We start from the raw sequence: 18,168 nt of genomic DNA on the forward strand, positions 1-18,168 counted from the left end.
CACCTCGGCATCGGCCGCCGACACCCGCGACACCGGCTCGGCGACCACCACCAGCCGCTCCGCATCATCGATCTCCGACCCGAACGCGACCACCCGCCCCCGGCGCAGCCACGGACCCGCCTCCTCGACAGTGGCCTCGATATCCGCCGGACAATGATTACGCCCGTCGATGACAATCAGATCCCGCAACCGGCCCGTCACATACAACCGGCCGTCCAGCAGAAACCCGAGATCCCCGGTACGCAACCAGCCGGCGCCACCGCCGCCGAACGTCTCGGCGGACCGCTGCGGCTGCCCCCAGTACCCACCACACACATTGGCGCCACGAACCCAGATCTCCCCCACCGCATCGGTCGCCGCACCCGTACCGGGACGCACGATGCGCACCTGCTGCCGCACCGGACGCCCCGAACTGACGATCAACCGCGCCCCGGCGTCAGCCACGCCGACCGGCCGGACCCGGCCCGCGCACAACTCCTGCCGGTCGAACGCGCCGACCCGCACCGGCCGACCCGGCTCGTGCGCCGTCACCACCAGGGTCGCCTCCGCCAGACCGTAACCCGGGCAATGCGCCTCGTGCCGGAACCCGCAAGCCGCGAAAGCCTCGGTGAACCGGACCAACGTCCGATGCCGCACCGGCTCCGCGCCGTTACCCAACGCCCGCAACCCGGACAGGTCGATGCCCGCGCGCCGCTGCGGCCCGACCCGATCGACACACAGATCCAGACCGAAATTCGGCGACATGGTATGCGTGGCCCGCTCCGCGGTCAGCAACTCCAGCCACCGCCGCGGTTGCTTGACGAACGCCAGCGGCGCCAGACACGTCACCGCCACCCCCCGCGACAACGGCAACATCACCGAGAACATCAAACCCATATCGTGAAAGAACGGAAGCCAGCTGACCAGCCGCGAAGACTCATCCCCCGGCAACCAGGCACCCAGCTGCGCCACCGCGGCCACCACATTGCGATGCCGGACCCGCACACCGGCCGGCGCCCTGGTCGACCCCGACGTGTACTGCAGATAAGCCACCGCATCACCGGCCGGCGCCGGCGGCAGCCCCACCCCGCCACCCGAACCCAGCCGATCGACCGCCACCACCTCCCGCGGCGGCGCCACCAGAGCCGGCGACGCCAGCAACCGCCCCACCGCGTCCAGGTGCCGGCCACTGGTCAGCACAACCTCCGGCGTGCAATCAGCTATCACGTTCACCAGCCGGTCGAACGGCCGGTACGGCTCCGGCGCGAACAACGGCACACCGATCACCCCGGCCCGCAGACAACCGAGAAAAGCAACGACGTAATCACCGTCATGCCCGCACAGGATCGCCGCGCGCTCACCCGGGCGAGTGGCGCGCAGCAGGCAAGCCGCCACCGCGGCACTGCGATCAGCCAGCTCGCGGCAGGTCAGCGCGCTACGCACACCACCGTCGCTGCCGTAGTCCACGAACGTCATCGCGACGCCGTCCGGACGCTGCTCAGCCGCACGCGCCACCGCGGCACCCGGACCCAGCCCCCGCAGGCCCGTCACGTCCCGGCCCATCCCGTCCCCCACCAGCCACCACGGCCGGATCCGCACGCCACACACCAGCCACCCGACACCACCGCGGCGCGCCGCGCCCGTAGCGTCACGGTGACCGCCCGTCCGACACCAGCCACTGCTCGAACGCCGCCAGATCCGGCACGATCACCGTCGAACACGCCAGCACCGCCAGCGTCTGGCGCAGCTGCGTGACCGCGACGACCGTCCGCCCGGCCAGGTAGGCACGCTGCATCTCGGCAGCGGTCCCCATGCTCGGCTCCCGGCCCGGCAACCACGCCACACACACCTGCGACGCGGCGGCCAGATCGGCCATCCGGTGAAAACCCGCGATCAGATCCAGCACCGCCGGATCCAGCCGGTCACGCCGCACCACCGGCTGCCCGGCCAGCCCCGCATGAGCCGCGCGGATCCGGGCCTCATCCGCCCCGAACCAGTCGGCGAAGATCTCGGCGGGATCGTGCACCACCGCATCCGGCCGATGCCGCTTGATGACCTCGTGCAGCCGCCGCCGATAATCCTGGTCCGCCACCTCCGCCCCCGGCCGGGCCCCCTGCATCAACCCGGCCAGGAAGAACGAGCCGGCACTCATTCGTCCTCCACGCGATACTCCGCGACCACGAGATCCTCCGGCGCCGTCGCGGCATAGAGCTGCGCGGCACCGAGCACATAGCCGATCAGCTCCTCCGGATCACTGCCCACACACGCGCAGATCCCGGCCAGATCACGCCGGAACTCCTCCGTCCCACCACGACCCACCGCCCCCTGGTTGTCCCTGGTGATCAGAGAACGCCGGTCCACCAGCCACTCACGAGGCCGCCCGCTCAACGGCAACACCAGCTCCCGCAACCGGCCACTGCCCCGATCGACACACCTGATCGACACATTGTTCTGTTCCGAGTGCAGAATCAACCGGCGAACAAGGCCCCGCGGCGGCGGGAAAAACGGCAACGTCGCCCCCGGCCGGAAAGTGAACGCACGGAAAGTCACATACCGGCCCAGCCGCGGACTGAACCGGCTGTACTCGCTGTGCAGCACCCCACTCGCCACGGTCCACGTCAGCCTCAACCGCGACGGCCTCGGCTCACCACCGGCACCGGTCCGGAACGGAAACGCGTCCCCGGCCGCCGTCACCACGCCCTCGACCGCGGCGGCCCGGCTCAGCACCACCGGCTCACGATGCAGCAGATACGGATCGAGCACCACCAGGTCATCAGCCCGCGGATACACCGCGGCGACATGCCGGCCGGAGAACAACAGGGTCGCCTTCACCCCGGTGCGCTCCTGCACCAGCCGAGCGGCCTCGAACGACTGCCACGCACACCCCCGGCCCAGCCGACGAGGCGGAGGACCCTTGCCGTAGAACTCGTGGAACGGAGCGGCACTGCAATACGGAACATCGAACAACACATCTTCGTGCGCCGATGCGAACGACGGCGCGACAACATCAGTCATATCTGAGATTCTTTCCGCAGAAACCCGATTTCCCCGCCCACGCCAATCGACCGACAATTGACCGGTCCACGACGGACCAGGGAATTTACGAACCCACGCCACCCGGCGCCACCCATTGTTGCTCATTCGCCAACGAACCGGAGCGCAATTCCCCACCCGCCGGAAAACACCGGCCCACCGGCCGGCCCACCACCGGCCCAGAGTGCCGGCCATGACCACACACCTGCGACCCGCCGGCCCCGGCGACGCGCCAGCGGTGGCCGCCCTGCACGCCGACAGCTGGCGCCGGCACTACCGGGGCGCCTACACCGACACCTTCCTCGACGGCGACGTCCACCACGACCGCCTCACCGTCTGGACCAGACGCCTGGCCACCCCCGGCCCCGACCGCACCTTCCTCACCGTCGAACCCGGACGGCTGACCGGCTTCGTCCACATCACCCCCGACGAGGACCCGCACTGGGGCGCCCTGATCGACAACCTGCACGTCGCCCACGACCGCCAGCGCACCGGCCTCGGCCGGGCCCTGCTCACCCACGCCGCCACCGTCGCCACCCCCGGCCGCCCCGTCCACCTGTGGGTCCTCGAACAGAACCACCGGGCCCAGCGCTTCTACACCGCCCTCGGCGGCCGCATCACCGACCGAGCCCCGGTCACCGGCGCACCACCGGGCGTCCTCGACGGAACCCCCGTCAAACTCCGCGTCACCTGGCCCGACGCGGTCACCCTGCGCGCCGCGGGCGCACCCGACCAGTAACCCCGACACCCCCTCTGCACCAGTTGAGGAACATCGGAACCACCACTGGCACTATGGGCGATCGTGGAGAGTGGCGTCCCCGGCACAAGCTATTCGAACCGGTCGAAAGGGCGACCCTGGACCGCAGGACGGTAGCGTCCCGTTCGGCTTCCCGCCGCGTGCCGCCGAACGGGACCGGCCCTGCCCGCCCCGACAATGAAGGCGCGCCCCACCTCGATGCCGTCGAGCTGCCGGACGGTGTTCGGGTCGACGGTGCTGACCCTCTTCCCGACCGACTTCTGGCCGGGTGGACTCCGTGCAGCCGGCCACCAGCACGACGACCCCGGCCAGCACGCCAACCGACGCCGCGTCAGATGCCGGGCAAGCCGGCCAGCCCGGCGGCGAGGCCGAGGGCGGCGCTGATGCCGAGCACCCGCAGGACCGACCATTTCAGCCGGAAGACGAGAACGGCGGCGACGGCGGCGATGACCATCGGCACCGGGCGGATCGTGGCGAGGGCGGGCAGTTGCAGGTGCAGCGGCCCGCCGGTCACCTCGCGCACCTCGGCGAAAAGGGTGTGCACGGCGAAGTACAGGCCGAGGTTGGCGACGACCCCGACCACCGCGGCGGTGATGCCGGTCAGAGCCGCCGACAGGGCGTGGTTGCCACGCAGCCGCTCGACGTAGGGCGCGCCGAGCAGGATGAACAGGAAGCACGGCACGAACGTCACCCAAGTCGTCAACAAAGAGGCGACGATCCCGGCGGCCCACGGGTTCAGGCCACCGGGATCGTGGTAGGCGCCCAGGAACGCGACGAACTGCACCACCATGATCAGCGGTCCGGGGGTGGTCTCGGCGAGGGCCAGACCACGGACCATGTCACCGGCGGCCAGCCAGCCGTAATGTTCCACGGCACGCTGAGCGACGAAGGCGAGCACCGCGTACGCGCCGCCGAAGGTCACCACGGCGGTGCCGGAGAAGAACAGCCCCTGCCGGGTGTAGACACTGTTCACGCCAGCCAGTGCGGCCACCACGGCGACCGGCACGAACCACGCCAGCAGCCCCACCGTCAGGATGGCCAGCGCGCGCCGCGCCGATGGGCGGTCGTGGTGCAGCGCGTCGTCGGAGATCAACGGCTGGGGGCCGTCCTTGGCGCTGCCGTGCCCGCCGCCGGTGGTCACCACTGCGGGCCGCCAGCGGTGCAGCACCCAGCCGGCCACGCCGGCCCCGGCGACGACGATCGGGAACGGCACCCCGAACACCGCCAATGACAGGAAGGCCGCCACGGCGAAGCCGACGAGGAGCCGGCTGGTCAGCGCGCGGCTGCCGACACGCCACACCGCCTGGGCGACGATCGCGACGACGGCCGGGGCGAGGCCGGCGAACAGGGCGGTGACCACGGTGGTGTCGCCGAACCCCACATACACCGCCGACAGGGCGAGCAGCGCGAGCACGCCGGGCAGCACGAACAGCGTGCCGGCGACCAGGCCGCCGCGCAAGCCGTTGAGCAGCCAGCCCACGTAGATGGCCAACTGCTGGGCCTCCGGGCCGGGCAGCAGCATGCAGTAGTTCAGCGCGTGCAGGAACCGTTTCTGCCCGATCCAGCGGTGCCCGTCGACCAGGTGCCGTTGCATGACGGCGATCTGCCCGGCCGGGCCGCCGAAGGTCTGCAACGAGATCACCAACCACGCCTTGACGGCCTCCCTGAACGGCACCACGTCACGGGCCGGCCGCTGGTTCACCGGGCCCGTCGATGACGACCGGTCGGCGGTGTGTGAGGCGACGGTTCGGTGCTGTTCATCAGCGCCTTTCTGCGGTCGAGCGGTCCGGCCGCAGAAAGTGGCGGCCGGCAGAGAGGTCAGGCTGGTGGACGGTCCAGCAGCAGGGCGCGGCGGTGATACTCGTACAGGCCGTCGAAGACCAGACCGGTCACCGTGGTGGCCCAGCCCGACGCCGCGCATGTCGAACGGGTCGCCTCCGCCCAGCTCAGAGCCACCGCGAAGGCGTGACGCTCACCGCGCGGACGTACCCACCGTGACCGGCTTGCGCATCCGCACCAGCGGGACCGGCGCTCCCCCGGCACCGTCGGCCAGCCGCTCGACCGGCACGAAACCGGCGGCGCGGTACAGCGGTTCGCCCGACAGCGTCGCCATCAGCTCGAGCATGCGGAAACCCTCAGCCGCCGCGGCCGACTCGCTCAACGCCAGGACCAGGCGGCCGATACCGCGGCGGGTGAAGTCCGGATGGGTGTACATGGCCCGCACCTTCGCCGCATCCCGCGCCGGATCCAGCAGGGCCGCGTCGCGCCCCGCGGAGTGATCCCCGCCGTACAGCGTGGCCCGCCGGCTCCAGCCCCCGCACCCGGCGATCCGTCCCTCGGCCTCCACCACGAAGTACGTCCCGTCGTCGATCAGGGCCGTGTCCAGCCCCATGATCGCCCGGCTGGACGCGATCTGTTCGTCGTCGAGGAAACCCTTCTGCAGTTCCGCGATCGCCGCCTCGATCAGCGCCCGCAGCTCCGGCAGATCCGCCCGGGTGGCGAGCCGGTGGGTGAGCGTCATGGTGCCTCCTTGTACCGCGATCAGAAGGGTTTTCGGTTCGTCGGCGAAGCCGGCCTTTTTCGGGGTTGGTGCGGCTTGCCGCACTGCCTCTAGCGCATCCTAGGATGATGGTGATCCTGCAAGAATCACCATCATGGTCGAGACCGTGCTCGTGGACGCCCCGGGACATCGAGCGCCCGGCCGCGTTCTATCCGAGGGTCGCCGGCTGACAACCCATTCATCGTGGACTCGGATGAATCGCCGAGGTGGTCGGACTGTCGCGAGTTCGCGGCTCGGGCTGACTCCGGGGGGTGTAGCCGTGAATTCCGCTTGTGGGTTGGTGAGGGCCGACGACGCCCAGTTGCTCGTGCATGAAGGCCAGCCGGGAGGCGGGATCGGTCTTCGGGAGCGTGATCAGCTCGTAGCCGTGTCGGGTGTAGGCGGTGACCATGGCGTCGTGGGTGCGGACAGCCTCATCGAAGTCCTGTTGGCGTTCGCTGTCGGTGGCGTAGATATCCGGCCAGGGCGGGGCGACGAAGACGCGATGGTGGTAGCGGAACAGGTCGACCGCGGCGGAGACGTGGCGAGGAACGGGACGGTCGAGCAGGAGGTAGTAGCCGACCAGGTCCGGTATGCCGCGATCGAAGAACACCGTGGTGTCGTCGTGGTGGGCGGCTTGGCGGTAGGACCGCATCTCCCAGGCCAGCATGATCTCGGCGAACAGGAGCTGGTCGGCGGTGTGCAGGGCGCTTCCGCCGATGGCGCTCTGGTCGCGGATGATCTGCCGGCCGGCCTCGTCGACGCAGGGGAATCCCCGCTGCCGAAGGCCATTGATCAAGGTGGTCTTTCCCGCTCCGGGTCCTCCGGTGATGACGACGAACGTATCGATGGAGTGCACGTCTCCTCCTTCGGTGGTTGTCGGCCCTCTCGAGCCCAGGGGTGGTGACCTGGCCGCTTGGTGATCGTGTCCGGCGTGGTCCGCGGTCGTCGGGCGTCGCCGGCGCGGCCGCACCGGTTCCAGGTTCCGCCGCCGGCGGTGTGGCGCCGTCAGGTGGTGTGGTGGTCAAAGCTGAAGGGGCCTGCGCGACCGCCGTTCGGCGTAGTGCGGCGAGGCGGCCCGGGACGGGCCGCTAAGGGCCCCAGTCCAGCTGAGCCTCCGGGACACCCACCGAACGCCCGTACGCCACCGCCTGCTCACGGCCCGCGGCGTCACCCACCTCATACCGGAAGATCCGGCCCGCGAAGACCACCACATGCGCCGCGCCGACCCGGAAATCCGCATACCACCCGCCGTCGGCGGCCAGCGCGGCGCTCAGCGCCGCCGCCAACTCCTCGGCCCGCTCGTCCGGCGCGGTCACGTCCAGCAGCGTCCAGATCGGCGGCTGACCTGCCGCCGGCGCCGACACGCTCACCCGAGACACCCGCGTCGCCTCCAGACCCGGCACCACCAGCGCGGCGCCCGGCCGCAGACTCTCGGCAACGATCCGGCCTCTCACCATGCCGCCGATCCTGCCACCGGGGTACGACACCTCACCCCCGCGGCCGCACCCGCGACGTGTCCACCGGGCGCGTCCCGTCCACGTACCGCGGAATCTCCATCTCACCGGCCCGCAGCGGCGCCAGAGCCGCGTCGATCCCCTCCATGATCAGCCGCGTCGCGCGCATCGCCCGCGCCCCCGGCGTCCCGCTCACCGCCGAAAGATCCACCGGAGCGCCGAAACCCACCCGGACCACCGGCCGCCGCACCATCGCCCGCACCAGCGCCCGCCCGATGTTCCGCGGCGCCTCATAGGGCAGCACCGCGTGCGCGCCCCACTGCGCCACCGGCACCACCGGCGCCCCGGTCAGCGCCGCCATCCGCGCCACCCCGGTCTTGCCCCGCTCCGGCCACAGCCACGGATCCAGCCCGATCCGCCCCTCCGGATACACCAGCACCATCGCCCCGTCCCGCAGCGCCCGCGCCGCCGCCGGCAGAGCATCCGCCACCCGAGCCGACCCACGATCCACCCGGATGTGCCGGCACGCCCGCATCGCAGCGCCCAGCACCGGCGCGTCGAACACCCCACCGGTGATCATGATCCGCGGCGCGATCCCCGCCTTGTGACACGCCGCCACCATGACCAGCGGATCGAACGGACTGATGTGGTTCGCCGCCAGGATCACCGGCCCGCCCCGCAACTGCGCCGGCACCGAACCGGACACCCGCAGCCGGCACAACGGCGCGATCACCACACGGGACAGGGTGAGCAGGAACCGCCACAGCAGCGGCGGTCGCCAGGTAGTCGACGTCTCCATAGGCGCGCCATGATGGCATGCCCCCGCACCCGCCTCCCTCAGCCGGTCAGCGCATCCGCCCGCCCCCGCAATCGCGACGCCGCGGCCGGTCCGGCCGGTGGTCCCGCCCGCGAACCGGCCGTGGCCACCGGGCCCGCCGGCGACGAGCTGACCCCGAGCCCGCGGCGACGTCGAGGATGAGATCGGTCACTGAAGCCACCGCGCGGGCGGTGCTACGGTTGATAGCGGCGCCGCGACGCGGATGCCCCGGACGAGTTGCGTGTCGTACCCGGCCTGACAAGACGACCGCCTTGAGGGGTGAGTCCGTCATGGCCTGGCTCGTGCTCGTCGTCTCCGGCCTGCTGGAAACCGTCTGGGCGATCGCTCTCGACCGCAGCGCCGGCTTCTCCCGCCCGGTCCCCACCGCCGTCTTCGGCTTCGCCATCGTGCTCAGCATGCTCGGCCTCGGCTACTCGCTGCGCACCATCCCGGTCGGCACCGGATACGCGGTCTGGGTCGGCATCGGCGCCGTCGGCACCGCGATCGTCGGCATGCTGGCGCTCGGCGAGAGCACCTCCCTCGCCCGGATCCTCTGCCTGCTGCTGGTGGTCGCCGGTGTGGTGGGCCTGAAGTACGCCCACTGATCGCCCCGGCCACGCCCGACAACCAGCAGCACCCCGCGTCATGCCGCCGCGTCGGCCGCACCGCCGTACGTCATCAAAAGATTTTGGGCTGGTCGGCGAAGCCGTCGTTGGGGGTCCGGTGCGGCTTGCCGCACTGCTTCTAAGGCATCCTAGGACTCTAGGAGGAATGCAGCGACCGGCGCGACCCGGACCGAACGCACCGGCACGCAACCGTGTTGCCACTGGTCAGGACCGGGTTCGCGCGATCCGCCACGGCTACGGTCGGCTTTCCCCGGAAGTTAGAAGGTCCTCATCGTGCTCACCCCCGGCCACGCCACTGCCCAGGATGCATTGACCAGGCGGGAGCGGTTGAGCGCGGTGGCGCTGCTGCTGCCGCGTGAGGGGGAGAGTCCTGCCGCGTTGCAGCAGTTCGTGGCTCACGTCGCCGCCGTGTTGCGCGCGCCCAGCGCGGGTGTCTCGCTGATCCTCAGCGACGCCGGGATCATTCCCGCCGCCCACGGGGTCGGCGGCTGGTTGGCCGAGGCGGGTGGCATGCCCGCGGAGTGGGCGCCGTGCGCGACCGTGGTCCGCGGCGACGCGCCTCTGCTGATCACCGATACGTATGACGATCCGGCACACGTCACCAACCCGCTGGTGACGATCAGTGGAGTGCGCAGCTATGCCGGTGCGCCGCTGCGTCTGCGGGGACAGCCCGTCGGCGCTCTGTGGGTGCTGTCCGGGGAACCGGACAGGCACACCCACGACGACCTGGACGCGCTGGCGGGCCTGGCGCCCCGTGCCGTCGAGCTGCTGCGGGGCGCCTGCGGCGACTGAGCCACAGCGGCTCCCTCTCCCAGCACCGAGCACCTGCGGTGACCACGCACCCGAAGGGCCCGTAGACCGGCACGACCGGTGGCCGACCCGCCTCGAAGCCCTGCAGCCCGGCCTGAAGAAAGCCGGCGACGACGCGAGCCGGACCGGGCGGTCCGGAAAAGGTCCGCGGCGGCGCGGGCGGGATCGGGTTGGACCGGGCGGTCCGGTACGCGGGCCTGCGCGGGCACCCGGCGCTGGGACGCGTACGCGGTCTTCCGATCGTCGCTCGGACCCGACGCCACCGAGACGCAGCGCCGGCGACAGGAGTTCGCCGAGCCGCTGAGCCGGGAGCAGCCGGCCGAGCTGAGCCGCCGCCGTTCGGCGGCGACGGCGTCCGAGCAGATCGAGTCCATGCGGGCCGAGCACGCCCGCCGGATGCCGCGGACGCGCTGAGACCGGCCGCCCGGAGGCGCCCCGCGCGGTGCCGCCTTGCATCGAGGTATTGACTCATGACAGGATGTCGCGCATGCAGTTGCGCAGCGACATCACCGACGACTGTCTGAGCACCGGCATGCTGGCCCAGCGCGGCTGGACGGCAGCGGCCATCCGCCGGTTCCTCGGCGAGCCGGATCGCACCTCACCCAACCCGGTGTTCCGGTCGGCGCCGCCGATGCGGATGTTCCGCCTGGCCCGCGTGGTCGAGGCCGAGGGCACCGAGTCGTGGCAGCGCTGGCGGGAGCGGTTCGTGCAGCGCTCGCACCGCGCGCGGACGGCCGCCGAGACCAGACGCGCCGAGCTGCTGGCCGAGATCGCCGCGCTGGACATCCGGGTTCCGGCGCTGCCGGCCGCGACACTGGCCCGGCTGACCGTGGCGCACCGCAACAAGCTCGCCCAGGGCCGGCCGCCGGTGACCGTGGAGGAGGTGGACGCCGCGACGCTGCGTCGCTGGATGGTGACCTACCTGCGGCACGTCACGACGATCGAGGACGCGGCGCTCGACGGCTTCTACGCCCGGGCCGGGCGCGCGGAGGCGACGATCGCGATCCGTAACACGGTGTTCGCGGTGATCGCCCAGACCTATCCGGAGCTGGCCAACGAAGCGCGCCGGCAGGTGAGCCGGCGGACGAACGGGCGCGGCTGAGGCCGTACCCCCGCAGTCGCCGGCTGGACCAGCAGCCAGCCGGCACCCGGAAAGGGGCCCGGCGCCGCACCGGCGCCGGGCCCGCCCGTCTCCGGCGGATCAGGCGAGGTTGAGCGCGACCTCGACGTTGCCGCGGGTGGCGTTCGAGTAGGGGCAGATCTGGTGGGCGGCCTCGAGGATGGCCTTGGCCTGCTCCTCCGGCAGCCCGGGCAGCTCGGCCTCGATGGTCACGTTGAGCCCGAATCCGCCGGAGGGCAGCTGGCCGATGCCGACGTCGACGGTGATCGCGGTATCGGTCAGCGTTACCTTCCGCAGGCTGGCCACCCGCTTGAGCGCGCTGTGGAAACAGGCCGCGTAGCCGGCCGCGAACAGCTGTTCCGGGTTGGTCAGCGCGCCGCCGGGGCCGCCCATCTCCTTCGGGATCGCGAGGTCGAAGTCGAGGACGCCGTCGCTGGAGCGGACGTGGCCGTTGCGGCCGTCGCCGGTCGCGGTGGCCGAGGCGGTGTAGATCGCGGTCATCGGGGGTGTCACCTTTCAGGCGGTTCTTCCCGGGCGGTTGGCCCGGATGAGCAGGTGCTGAAGCTGGGTGAGCTCGTCGACGGTGAGGTCGACCGCGCAGAGCAGCGCCGGGGTGAGGTCGCCGATCGCGTCCCGCAGCTGCTGACCCGGATCGGTCAGGCTGACCAGGACGGTGCGCTCGTCGTCGGCGCCCCGGGCGCGGGTCAGCAGGCCCTGCGCCTCGAGCCGCTTGAGCAGCGGGGACAGGGTGCCGCTGTCCAGCCGCAGGGCACGGCCGAGATCACGGACAGTGGTCGGACCGTCGTGCCAGAGCACGCGGAGAACCAGATATTGCGGGTACGTCACCCCGTGCGGATCGAGCAGCGGACGGTAGAGAGCCGTCATCGCCCGGCTGGCCGCATAGAGCTGAAAGCAGATCATCTCGTCCAGTGCCGTGCTCTCCCGCATGCCCCGAACGGTAGTGCCCAATTAAGTTGTGCACAACCCATTGGTGGCGCGGGCCACTACGACGTGTGATCATCGCGGAATGCCGGGCATCCGATTCGTGACGCTTTCCCCCGCCGCCCTGTCTGCCCTCGTCGATGGCGATCTGTCCGCCGCGAGCCGGGCTGCCGGGACCCCGCTGAGCCAGTACCTGGTCGACGAGAACTGGCTGTGGCGCATCCGCCTGGACGACATCGGCCGCGACCCGGCGGCCGCGGAGTGGATCGCCCGGGCCGCGGTCGACGACGCCGAGGGGTTCGTGGTCGGGCACGGCGGCTTCCACGGGCCGCCGGACGAGGACGGGGTGGTCGAGGTGGCGTACTCGGTGGCGCCCGAGCACCGCCGGAAGGGCTACGCCAAGGCGATGCTGCGGGCGCTGCTGGAACGCGCCGACGCGGATCCGCGGGTGACCGCGGTGCGGGCCAGCATCAGGCCGGACAACGTGGGGTCGCGGGCGACGATCAAGGGCTTCGGCTTCCGCAAGATCGGCGAGCAGTGGGACCCGGAGGACGGTCTCGAGGACGTGCTGCTGCGCACCAGGAAGTAATCCCGGCGGTACTACCGGCTGGCCGTCAGGGGACCTCACCAGCCCGAGGACACCCGCCACACCCCCGGCCAGCGGCCGCCCGCCCCCGGATGGCTCCCCGGCGTCCCGCACCGGCCCGAGAGACCTCCTGGAGCCGGCCGGGGCCCGGGGCGCGCGGCTCAGCGGTCCAGGTGGACGACCAGGGGGCGGTGGTCGGAGACGGACGGGTGCGGGGTCCGGACCTGGACCACCCGGCCCAGGTCGGTCCGGCCCCGCGGATCGGCCAGCACGTGATCGAGCTGGGTCCGCGGCGACCCGCTCGGGAACGTCGCCGCCCGAGCCAGCGGACGCCAGCCGGTGAACGCGCGCACCGGCCCGGCCGGCATGTTCAGATCGCCGAGCAGCACCCGCGGCCCCGGCAGCGCACGCATCGCCCGGATCGCGTGGCGCAGCTGGCGCACGTTCCACCCGGGGACGAACGACAGATGCGTGGTCCCGACGCTCATCACCCCGGACGGGGTGTCCAGGACCGCGGCGAGCAGCACCCGCGGCTCGTCCCTGAGCAGCAGCAGGCCCTCGTCCTGGGTGAGCACCGGGGAGCGGATCGGCGCCCCGGGAAGCTGGGTGATCTGCCAGCGCAGCACCGGGAACCGGCTGACCAGGGCGATCCCGTACTGCGGGTGGGCGATGTCGGCGTCGGCATGCCAGGGTCGCCAGGTCTGTCCGGGGGTGCCGACCACCGCTGCGGCGAACCGGTGCGCGGGCGCCCGCAGGGCCTGGGCGCACAGCACGGTCAGGTCGAGGCCGCCCGAGCGGGGCTGGGCCCGGTCCACCTCCTGCAGGCCCAGGACGTCGGCGTCGAGGTCGGCGACGGTGGAGCGGACCCGGTCGGCGTGTACCGTGCCGTCGGACAGTGATCTGCCGTGCAACAGGTTGAAGGTGGCCAGGCGCACAGGCCGACCCTAGTCAACGGAGAAGGTGAATGTTCACGAAGGCCCTCTGCTGCACGATGATCATTTTCATGGCGGGCGCGGTGCTCGGCATCTGGCTGCAGCGGGTGCGCGGCCGCAAGTGATCATTACGCTCCTGGTGGCGGCCGCCGCGGCCGGATGGGTCGACGCGGTCGTCGGTGGCGGCGGCCTGCTGCTGCTGCCCGCACTTCTCGTCGCCGCCCCGCAACTGCCCCTGCCCACCGCGCTGGGCACCAACAAACTGGCCGCGATCTGCGGCACCAGCACGGCCGCGTTCACCTACGCCCGGCGCACGAAGATCGACTGGGGGGTGGCCGGGCCGTCCGCCGCCCTGGCGCTGCTCTGCGCCGGCTGCGGGGCGCTGCTGGCCGGCTCGATCCCGGCCGCCGCCTACCGCCCGGTCGTGCTGGTCGTGCTGATCGGCGTGGCCCTGTTCGTGACCATGCGACCGGCCATGGGCCTGGCCGAGCACCTGGAGAAACGCACGGCGCCGCGCCGCGGACTGGCGGTGGCGGTCGCCGGCGGCGTGGTGGCGCTCTACGACGGACTGATCGGTCCGGGCACCGGCACGTTCCTGGTGCTGGCGTTCACCACGATCGTCGGCGCCGACTTCGTGCACGGCTCGGCCATGGCGAAGCTGGTCAACACCGGCACCAACCTGGGCGCGCTGATCGTCTTCGCGGCCACCGGGCACGTGCACTGGTGGCTGGGCGCGGGCATGGCGGTCTGCAACATCGCCGGCGCGGTCGTCGGCGCCCGGATGGCCCTGCGCAGGGGCTCCGGCTTCGTGCGGATCGTGCTGCTGCTCGTGGTGCTCGCCCTGATCGTCAAGCTCGGCGTCGATCAGATAAGAATGCAGTGATGAGCGACGAGTCGCAGAGTCTGATCACCGAGATCGAAGAGCAGGAACGCCGCCTGGTCTTCCCGAAGTTCGACGAGGCCGACGCGTGGGCGCTGGGGTGCCTGCTGGTCAACCTGGCCACCCAGCGCGGGCTGCCGGTGGCTGTCGACATCCGCCGCGGCCAGCAGCAACTCTTTCACGCCGGCCTGCCCGGCTCCACCGCCGACAACGACACCTGGATCGAGCGCAAGGTCCGGGTCGTCTACCGCTTCGCCGCCAGCTCCTATCTGATCGGCCGCCAGCTGGCCGCCAAGGGCCGCGAGCTGGACGCGGCGATGGGCGTCGACCCGGCCCGGTTCGCCGCGCACGGCGGTGCCTTCCCGGTCCGGGTGCCCGGCGTCGGGGTGGTCGGCGTGGTGACCGTCTCCGGGCTGCCGCAGGCCGAGGACCACGCGCTGGTGGTCGAGGCGATCGAGACGTTCCTGGAGGACTGACTCTGCCGTCAGCAGATCCGTTTGGGGCCGGGCCACCGGCTCCGGCAGGCTCGGCCGCATGCGGATTCTGATCCTCGGGGGCAGCGGGTTCGTCGGCCGCGTCCTGGCCTCCACGGCGGTCGCGGCCGGCCATCGGGTGACGGTGTTCAATCGTGGCCGGCGCGACCCGGTGCCGGGCGCTGAGACGCTGCTCGGCGACCGCCTGGCCCCCGGCGGGCTGGCGGCCCTGCGAACCGGCACCTGGGACCAGGTGATCGACACCTGGTCGGCGGAGGCGTCGGCGGTCGGCACGGCGGCCGCGCTGCTCGCCGGCCGGGCCGGCCATCTGGTGTATGTGTCGAGTCGGTCCGTCTATCGTTTCCCGGCCACCGGCGTGCTCGACGAGACGGCGCCGCTTGTCGATCCCGGCGACCCGGGGTATGCCGGGGACAAGCTGCGCGGCGAGCGGGCGGCCGAGGCGTTCGGCGGCGCGGTGCTGCTGGCCCGCGCCGGGCTGATCCTCGGCCCGCACGAGGACGTCGGCCGCCTGCCCTGGTGGCTCGACCGCCTGCGCCGGGGCGGCCCCACGCTGGCGCCCGGCCCGCGCGACCTCCCCCTGCAGTACATCGACGTGCGTGACCTGGCCGAGTTCGTGCTGGGCGCCGTCGGGGTCACCGGAGCCGTCAACGTGGTCGGCCCGTCCGGCCACACGACGATGGGTGAGCTGCTGCAGACCGCCGCCGCGATCACCGGCGGCCGGGCCGAGCTGCGCTGGACCGATCCGGAGCCGATCCTGGCCGCCGGCGTGCAACCGTGGACGGACCTGCCGATCTGGCTGCCGCCGGGCGAGCTGCACGACTTCCTGCACCGCGGTGACGTCGGCACGGCGCTGGCCGCGGGCCTGCGGTGCCGGCCGGTGGCCGAGACGGTCGCGGATACCTGGGCGTGGCTGTCGGCGCTGCCCGGCCCGGCCCGGCGGCGCGCCGACCGCCCGGCGGTCGGCCTAAGCCCGCAGATCGAGGCGGAACTCCTGGCCTGAGCGGTGCAGCCGGTCGAGCGCGGCGCGCACACCGGCCAGCCACCGGTCATCGAGCCCGGGCAGCGGCGGCTCGGCCTCGCCACGCATCCGCCGGGCCGCCATCCGTTTCAACAGCGCCTGCCGGTACGCCGCCAGCACCGCCGCCACCAGGGCGTCCGACCCGCTGAGCGGCCCGTCCACGCGTACCGCCGTGACGCCGCCGGCGCCGAGCCGGACCAGGACCACGCCGTCGTCGTCGGTCCCGGTCTGCTCGGCGCCGGGCCGCAGGTCCGGCCCCAGCTCTGCCCGCATCGTTCTCTCCCCCCGGTCACGCTCACCGGGGAGAACCCCGCGGATGGAGAATCCGACGGGCCGGGTACGAGAAGGTGCGCGTCGCGCGAATTCGCCCGGCACCGGTGAACCCGAACCGGACCGGGCGGTTCGGTCGCCGCAGCGCACGTCGGGCCGTCCGGCCGCCACCCGGCGCGGCGTGCGCCCCGTCGGCCCGGACGGGTCCGCGGTCACAGTGAGCGCGCCGCGTGGCGGCCGGCGGCGCGGCCGCTGAAGATGCAGCCGCCCAGGAACGTGCCCTCCAGCGCGTTGTAGCCGTGCACGCCGCCGCCGCCGAACCCGGCCACCTCGCCGGCCGCGTACAGGCCGGGCAGGACCTCGCCGTCCGCGCCGATCGCCCGCGAGTCCAGGTCGGTCTGGATGCCGCCGAGCGTCTTGCGCGTCAGGATGTGCAGTTTCACGCCGATCAGCGGGCCGGCGGCCGGGTCGAGGACGCGATGCGGGGCGGTGGTCCGCACGATCCGGTCGCCGAGGTAGCGGCGGGAGTTGTAGATGCCCTGGATCTGCGCGTCCTTGGTGACCTTGTTGGCCAGTTGCCGGTCGCGTGCCTCGATCTGCGCGCGCACGTGTGCCGCGTCCAGCAGCGGCGCCTCGGTGAGCGCGTTCATCCCGGCGACCAGCTCCTCGACGGTGGGCGCGACCACGAAGTCGGCGCCGTGCTGCTTGAACGCCTCGACCGGGCCGGGCGCGCCCTTGCCGAACAGCCGCTCCCGCAGTGACGCCGTGCGATCCTTGGCGGTCAGATCCGGGTTCTGTTCGGAGCCGGAGAGGGCGAACTCCTTCTCGATCATCCGCTGGGTGAGGATGAACCAGGAGTGGTCGTGCTCGGCGAGCTCCGGCGTGGTCCGCAGGTAGCGCAGCGTCCCGAGGGTGTCGTAGCTGGGGTAGTACGGCTGCGGGAGGCGCCGGCCGAGGGCGTCGAGCCAGATCGGGGACGGTGCGGACAGGATCCGGATGCCGTGCCCCGGCCAGATCGGGTTCCAGTTGCGGATGCCCTCGGTGTAGTGCCACATCCGGTCCCGGTTGACCAGGCGCACCCCGGCGTCCTCGGCGATCCGCAGCATCCGGCCGTCGACGTAGGCCGGCACGCCGGTGATCATCGACGTCGGGGCGGTGCCCAGGCGCGCGGGCCAGTACTGCCGGACCAGGTCGTGGTTGCCGCCGATGCCTCCGGTCGTCAGGATCACCGCCTGCGCCCGTACCTCGAAATCGTCTTTCTCCTCCCGGCTGGACGCGACGCCGCGCGGGGCGTCGTCGCCGGCCAGGAGCTTGCCGCGGACGCCGGTGACCGCGCCGGCCTCGACGATCAGCTCGTCGACGCGGTGCCGGTGCCGGAACTCCAGCAGGCCGGCGTCGGCGGCGCGGCGCGCGGACGCCACGAACGGCTCGACCACGCCGGTGCCGGTGCCCCAGGTGATGTGGAAGCGCGGCACCGAGTTGCCGTGCCCGCCCGCGCGCAGGTCGCCGCGCTCGGCCCAGCTGGCGAACGGCAGCCAGCTCAGGCCCAGCCCGGCCAGCCAGGAGCGCTTCTCGCCGGCGGCGAACTCGACGTACGCCCGGGCCCAGCGCACCGCCCACGAGTCCTCGTCGTCGAGCCTGTCGAAGCCGGCCGAGCCGCGCCAGTCGCTCCAGGCCAGCTCGACGCTGTCGCTGATCCGGACGCGCCGCTGCTCCGGGCTGTCGACGAAGAACAGGCCGCCGAACGACCAGAACGCCTGGCCGCCGAGGTTCGCCGGGTTCTCCTGGTCGATCAGGATCACCCGCTTGCCGGCGCCCGTCAGTTCGTGAGCCGCGACCAATCCGGCCAATCCAGCGCCGACCACGATGACGTCCACGGCAGCTCCTCAAGGTGATCAAGGCCACTTC

The 18,168-nt window shown here is 72.2% G+C and carries 21 protein-coding genes, 1 pseudogene and 1 riboswitch; of the genes and pseudogenes, 8 read left to right on the forward strand and 14 right to left on the reverse strand.

Annotation, left to right across the window (positions count from 1 at the left end):
* Nucleotides 1–309 precede the first annotated feature (309 nt).
* The 3 genes and pseudogenes from Asi03nite_RS37570 to Asi03nite_RS00325 all read right to left on the reverse strand — a co-directional run.
* Nucleotides 310–1,542: pseudogene (locus Asi03nite_RS37570) on the reverse strand (AMP-binding protein); the annotation flags it as partial.
* 85 nt (nucleotides 1,543–1,627) lie between these two features.
* Nucleotides 1,628–2,131 carry a hypothetical protein gene (locus Asi03nite_RS00320; protein ID WP_203676037.1) on the reverse strand — a complete coding sequence of 168 codons (504 nt, stop codon included), beginning with the start codon at nucleotides 2,129–2,131 and terminating at the stop codon, nucleotides 1,628–1,630.
* A complete protein-coding gene (locus Asi03nite_RS00325; RefSeq protein WP_203676039.1) occupies nucleotides 2,128–3,120 on the reverse strand; it encodes a hypothetical protein in 993 nt (330 codons plus the stop codon). The genes Asi03nite_RS00320 and Asi03nite_RS00325 overlap by 4 nt, the downstream gene beginning before the upstream one ends.
* A gap of 85 nt (nucleotides 3,121–3,205) precedes the next feature.
* Here Asi03nite_RS00325 and Asi03nite_RS00330 point away from each other — a divergent pair, with 85 nt between their 5' ends.
* Nucleotides 3,206–3,751, forward strand: coding sequence for a GNAT family N-acetyltransferase (locus tag Asi03nite_RS00330; RefSeq protein WP_203676041.1), 546 nt, complete (start codon nucleotides 3,206–3,208; stop codon nucleotides 3,749–3,751).
* A gap of 349 nt (nucleotides 3,752–4,100) precedes the next feature.
* On the opposite strand, the gene chrA is transcribed toward Asi03nite_RS00330, so the two are convergent.
* The 6 genes from chrA to Asi03nite_RS00360 form a co-directional block, all read right to left on the reverse strand.
* On the reverse strand, nucleotides 4,101–5,471 hold the full coding sequence (chrA, locus tag Asi03nite_RS00335; RefSeq protein WP_203676043.1) for a chromate efflux transporter: 1,371 nt from the start codon (nucleotides 5,469–5,471) through the stop codon (nucleotides 4,101–4,103).
* Between the two features lie 116 nt (nucleotides 5,472–5,587).
* Complete coding sequence (locus Asi03nite_RS37575) at nucleotides 5,588–5,725, reverse strand: hypothetical protein (protein WP_239102213.1); 138 nt, start codon at nucleotides 5,723–5,725, stop codon at nucleotides 5,588–5,590.
* A 16-nt stretch (nucleotides 5,726–5,741) separates the two neighbouring features.
* Nucleotides 5,742–6,290: a GNAT family N-acetyltransferase gene (locus tag Asi03nite_RS00345; RefSeq protein ID WP_203676045.1), complete on the reverse strand. Its 549-nt coding sequence runs from the start codon at nucleotides 6,288–6,290 to the stop codon at nucleotides 5,742–5,744.
* 217 nt (nucleotides 6,291–6,507) lie between these two features.
* A complete protein-coding gene (locus tag Asi03nite_RS00350; protein ID WP_203676047.1) occupies nucleotides 6,508–7,167 on the reverse strand; it encodes an AAA family ATPase in 660 nt (219 codons plus the stop codon).
* A gap of 232 nt (nucleotides 7,168–7,399) precedes the next feature.
* Entirely contained in the window at nucleotides 7,400–7,768 is a 369-nt protein-coding gene (locus Asi03nite_RS00355) for a hypothetical protein (RefSeq protein ID WP_203676049.1), read from the reverse strand.
* A 31-nt stretch (nucleotides 7,769–7,799) separates the two neighbouring features.
* Entirely contained in the window at nucleotides 7,800–8,564 is a 765-nt protein-coding gene (locus Asi03nite_RS00360; protein ID WP_203676051.1) for a lysophospholipid acyltransferase family protein, read from the reverse strand.
* Between the two features lie 224 nt (nucleotides 8,565–8,788).
* A riboswitch (guanidine-III (ykkC-III) riboswitch) is annotated at nucleotides 8,789–8,856 on the forward strand.
* Between the two features lie 16 nt (nucleotides 8,857–8,872).
* Here Asi03nite_RS00360 and Asi03nite_RS00365 point away from each other — a divergent pair.
* The 3 genes from Asi03nite_RS00365 (at nucleotide 8,873) to Asi03nite_RS00375 (ending at nucleotide 11,120) form a co-directional block, all read left to right on the forward strand.
* On the forward strand, nucleotides 8,873–9,187 hold the full coding sequence (locus tag Asi03nite_RS00365) for a DMT family transporter (RefSeq protein ID WP_203676053.1): 315 nt from the start codon (nucleotides 8,873–8,875) through the stop codon (nucleotides 9,185–9,187).
* 294 nt (nucleotides 9,188–9,481) lie between these two features.
* Nucleotides 9,482–10,000 (forward strand): GAF domain-containing protein, encoded by a 519-nt coding sequence (locus Asi03nite_RS00370; protein WP_203676055.1) that lies wholly within the window; start codon nucleotides 9,482–9,484, stop codon nucleotides 9,998–10,000.
* Nucleotides 10,001–10,505: 505 nt separating this feature from the next.
* The gene (locus tag Asi03nite_RS00375) at nucleotides 10,506–11,120 is read left to right on the forward strand and encodes a hypothetical protein (protein WP_203676056.1); all 615 of its coding nucleotides are present in this window, start codon (nucleotides 10,506–10,508) and stop codon (nucleotides 11,118–11,120) included.
* Nucleotides 11,121–11,219: 99 nt separating this feature from the next.
* Here Asi03nite_RS00375 and Asi03nite_RS00380 read toward each other — a convergent pair whose 3' ends face one another.
* Together Asi03nite_RS00380 and Asi03nite_RS00385 are read right to left on the reverse strand one after the other, a co-directional pair.
* Entirely contained in the window at nucleotides 11,220–11,639 is a 420-nt protein-coding gene (locus tag Asi03nite_RS00380; RefSeq protein WP_203676058.1) for an organic hydroperoxide resistance protein, read from the reverse strand.
* Between the two features lie 15 nt (nucleotides 11,640–11,654).
* The gene (locus tag Asi03nite_RS00385; RefSeq protein WP_203676060.1) at nucleotides 11,655–12,086 is read right to left on the reverse strand and encodes a MarR family winged helix-turn-helix transcriptional regulator; all 432 of its coding nucleotides are present in this window, start codon (nucleotides 12,084–12,086) and stop codon (nucleotides 11,655–11,657) included.
* Nucleotides 12,087–12,165: 79 nt separating this feature from the next.
* Here Asi03nite_RS00385 and Asi03nite_RS00390 point away from each other — a divergent pair, with 79 nt between their 5' ends.
* A complete protein-coding gene (locus Asi03nite_RS00390) occupies nucleotides 12,166–12,669 on the forward strand; it encodes a GNAT family N-acetyltransferase (RefSeq protein ID WP_203676062.1) in 504 nt (167 codons plus the stop codon).
* 158 nt (nucleotides 12,670–12,827) lie between these two features.
* Here Asi03nite_RS00390 and Asi03nite_RS00395 read toward each other — a convergent pair whose 3' ends face one another.
* Nucleotides 12,828–13,601: an endonuclease/exonuclease/phosphatase family protein gene (locus tag Asi03nite_RS00395; protein ID WP_203676070.1), complete on the reverse strand. Its 774-nt coding sequence runs from the start codon at nucleotides 13,599–13,601 to the stop codon at nucleotides 12,828–12,830.
* Between the two features lie 118 nt (nucleotides 13,602–13,719).
* Here Asi03nite_RS00395 and Asi03nite_RS00400 point away from each other — a divergent pair, with 118 nt between their 5' ends.
* Genes Asi03nite_RS00400 through Asi03nite_RS00410 form a run of 3 tightly spaced genes read left to right on the forward strand, consistent with a single transcriptional unit; the run spans nucleotide 13,720 to nucleotide 15,972 of the window.
* Nucleotides 13,720–14,481, forward strand: coding sequence for a sulfite exporter TauE/SafE family protein (locus tag Asi03nite_RS00400; protein WP_203676077.1), 762 nt, complete (start codon nucleotides 13,720–13,722; stop codon nucleotides 14,479–14,481).
* On the forward strand, nucleotides 14,481–14,954 hold the full coding sequence (locus tag Asi03nite_RS00405) for a heme-degrading domain-containing protein (RefSeq protein WP_203676085.1): 474 nt from the start codon (nucleotides 14,481–14,483) through the stop codon (nucleotides 14,952–14,954). The genes Asi03nite_RS00400 and Asi03nite_RS00405 overlap by 1 nt, the downstream gene beginning before the upstream one ends.
* Before the next feature lie 58 nt (nucleotides 14,955–15,012).
* Nucleotides 15,013–15,972 carry an NAD-dependent epimerase/dehydratase family protein gene (locus Asi03nite_RS00410; RefSeq protein WP_203676087.1) on the forward strand — a complete coding sequence of 320 codons (960 nt, stop codon included), beginning with the start codon at nucleotides 15,013–15,015 and terminating at the stop codon, nucleotides 15,970–15,972.
* Here the strand turns inward: Asi03nite_RS00410 and Asi03nite_RS00415 are convergent.
* Both Asi03nite_RS00415 and Asi03nite_RS00420 read right to left on the reverse strand, forming a co-directional pair.
* Nucleotides 15,937–16,263 carry a hypothetical protein gene (locus tag Asi03nite_RS00415; RefSeq protein WP_203676089.1) on the reverse strand — a complete coding sequence of 109 codons (327 nt, stop codon included), beginning with the start codon at nucleotides 16,261–16,263 and terminating at the stop codon, nucleotides 15,937–15,939. The genes Asi03nite_RS00410 and Asi03nite_RS00415 overlap by 36 nt on opposite strands.
* 209 nt (nucleotides 16,264–16,472) lie before the next feature.
* Complete coding sequence (locus Asi03nite_RS00420) at nucleotides 16,473–18,137, reverse strand: FAD-binding dehydrogenase (protein WP_203676091.1); 1,665 nt, start codon at nucleotides 18,135–18,137, stop codon at nucleotides 16,473–16,475.
* Nucleotides 18,138–18,168: the final 31 nt, after the last annotated feature.

The organism is Actinoplanes siamensis (assembly GCF_016862395.1).
Classification (GTDB): domain Bacteria; phylum Actinomycetota; class Actinomycetes; order Mycobacteriales; family Micromonosporaceae; genus Actinoplanes; species Actinoplanes siamensis.

Excerpts from the sequence above, each read along its gene's own strand:
- Asi03nite_RS00320 (WP_203676037.1), bottom strand. The coding sequence starts at position 2,131 with ATGAGTGCCGGCTCGTTCTTCCTGGCCGGGTTGATGCAGGGGGCCCGG.
- Asi03nite_RS00325 (WP_203676039.1), bottom strand. The coding sequence starts at position 3,120 with ATGAGCAACAATGGGTGGCGCCGGGTGGCGTGGGTTCGTAAATTCCCT.
- Asi03nite_RS00330 (WP_203676041.1), top strand. The coding sequence starts at position 3,206 with ATGACCACACACCTGCGACCCGCCGGCCCCGGCGACGCGCCAGCGGTG.
- Asi03nite_RS00345 (WP_203676045.1), bottom strand. The coding sequence starts at position 6,290 with ATGACGCTCACCCACCGGCTCGCCACCCGGGCGGATCTGCCGGAGCTG.
- Asi03nite_RS00355 (WP_203676049.1), bottom strand. The coding sequence starts at position 7,768 with ATGGTGAGAGGCCGGATCGTTGCCGAGAGTCTGCGGCCGGGCGCCGCG.
- Asi03nite_RS00360 (WP_203676051.1), bottom strand. The coding sequence starts at position 8,564 with ATGGAGACGTCGACTACCTGGCGACCGCCGCTGCTGTGGCGGTTCCTG.
- Asi03nite_RS00365 (WP_203676053.1), top strand. The coding sequence starts at position 8,873 with ATGGCCTGGCTCGTGCTCGTCGTCTCCGGCCTGCTGGAAACCGTCTGG.
- Asi03nite_RS00375 (WP_203676056.1), top strand. The coding sequence starts at position 10,506 with ATGCAGTTGCGCAGCGACATCACCGACGACTGTCTGAGCACCGGCATG.
- Asi03nite_RS00380 (WP_203676058.1), bottom strand. The coding sequence starts at position 11,639 with ATGACCGCGATCTACACCGCCTCGGCCACCGCGACCGGCGACGGCCGC.
- Asi03nite_RS00385 (WP_203676060.1), bottom strand. The coding sequence starts at position 12,086 with ATGCGGGAGAGCACGGCACTGGACGAGATGATCTGCTTTCAGCTCTAT.
- Asi03nite_RS00390 (WP_203676062.1), top strand. The coding sequence starts at position 12,166 with ATGCCGGGCATCCGATTCGTGACGCTTTCCCCCGCCGCCCTGTCTGCC.
- Asi03nite_RS00405 (WP_203676085.1), top strand. The coding sequence starts at position 14,481 with ATGAGCGACGAGTCGCAGAGTCTGATCACCGAGATCGAAGAGCAGGAA.
- Asi03nite_RS00410 (WP_203676087.1), top strand. The coding sequence starts at position 15,013 with ATGCGGATTCTGATCCTCGGGGGCAGCGGGTTCGTCGGCCGCGTCCTG.
- Asi03nite_RS00415 (WP_203676089.1), bottom strand. The coding sequence starts at position 16,263 with ATGCGGGCAGAGCTGGGGCCGGACCTGCGGCCCGGCGCCGAGCAGACC.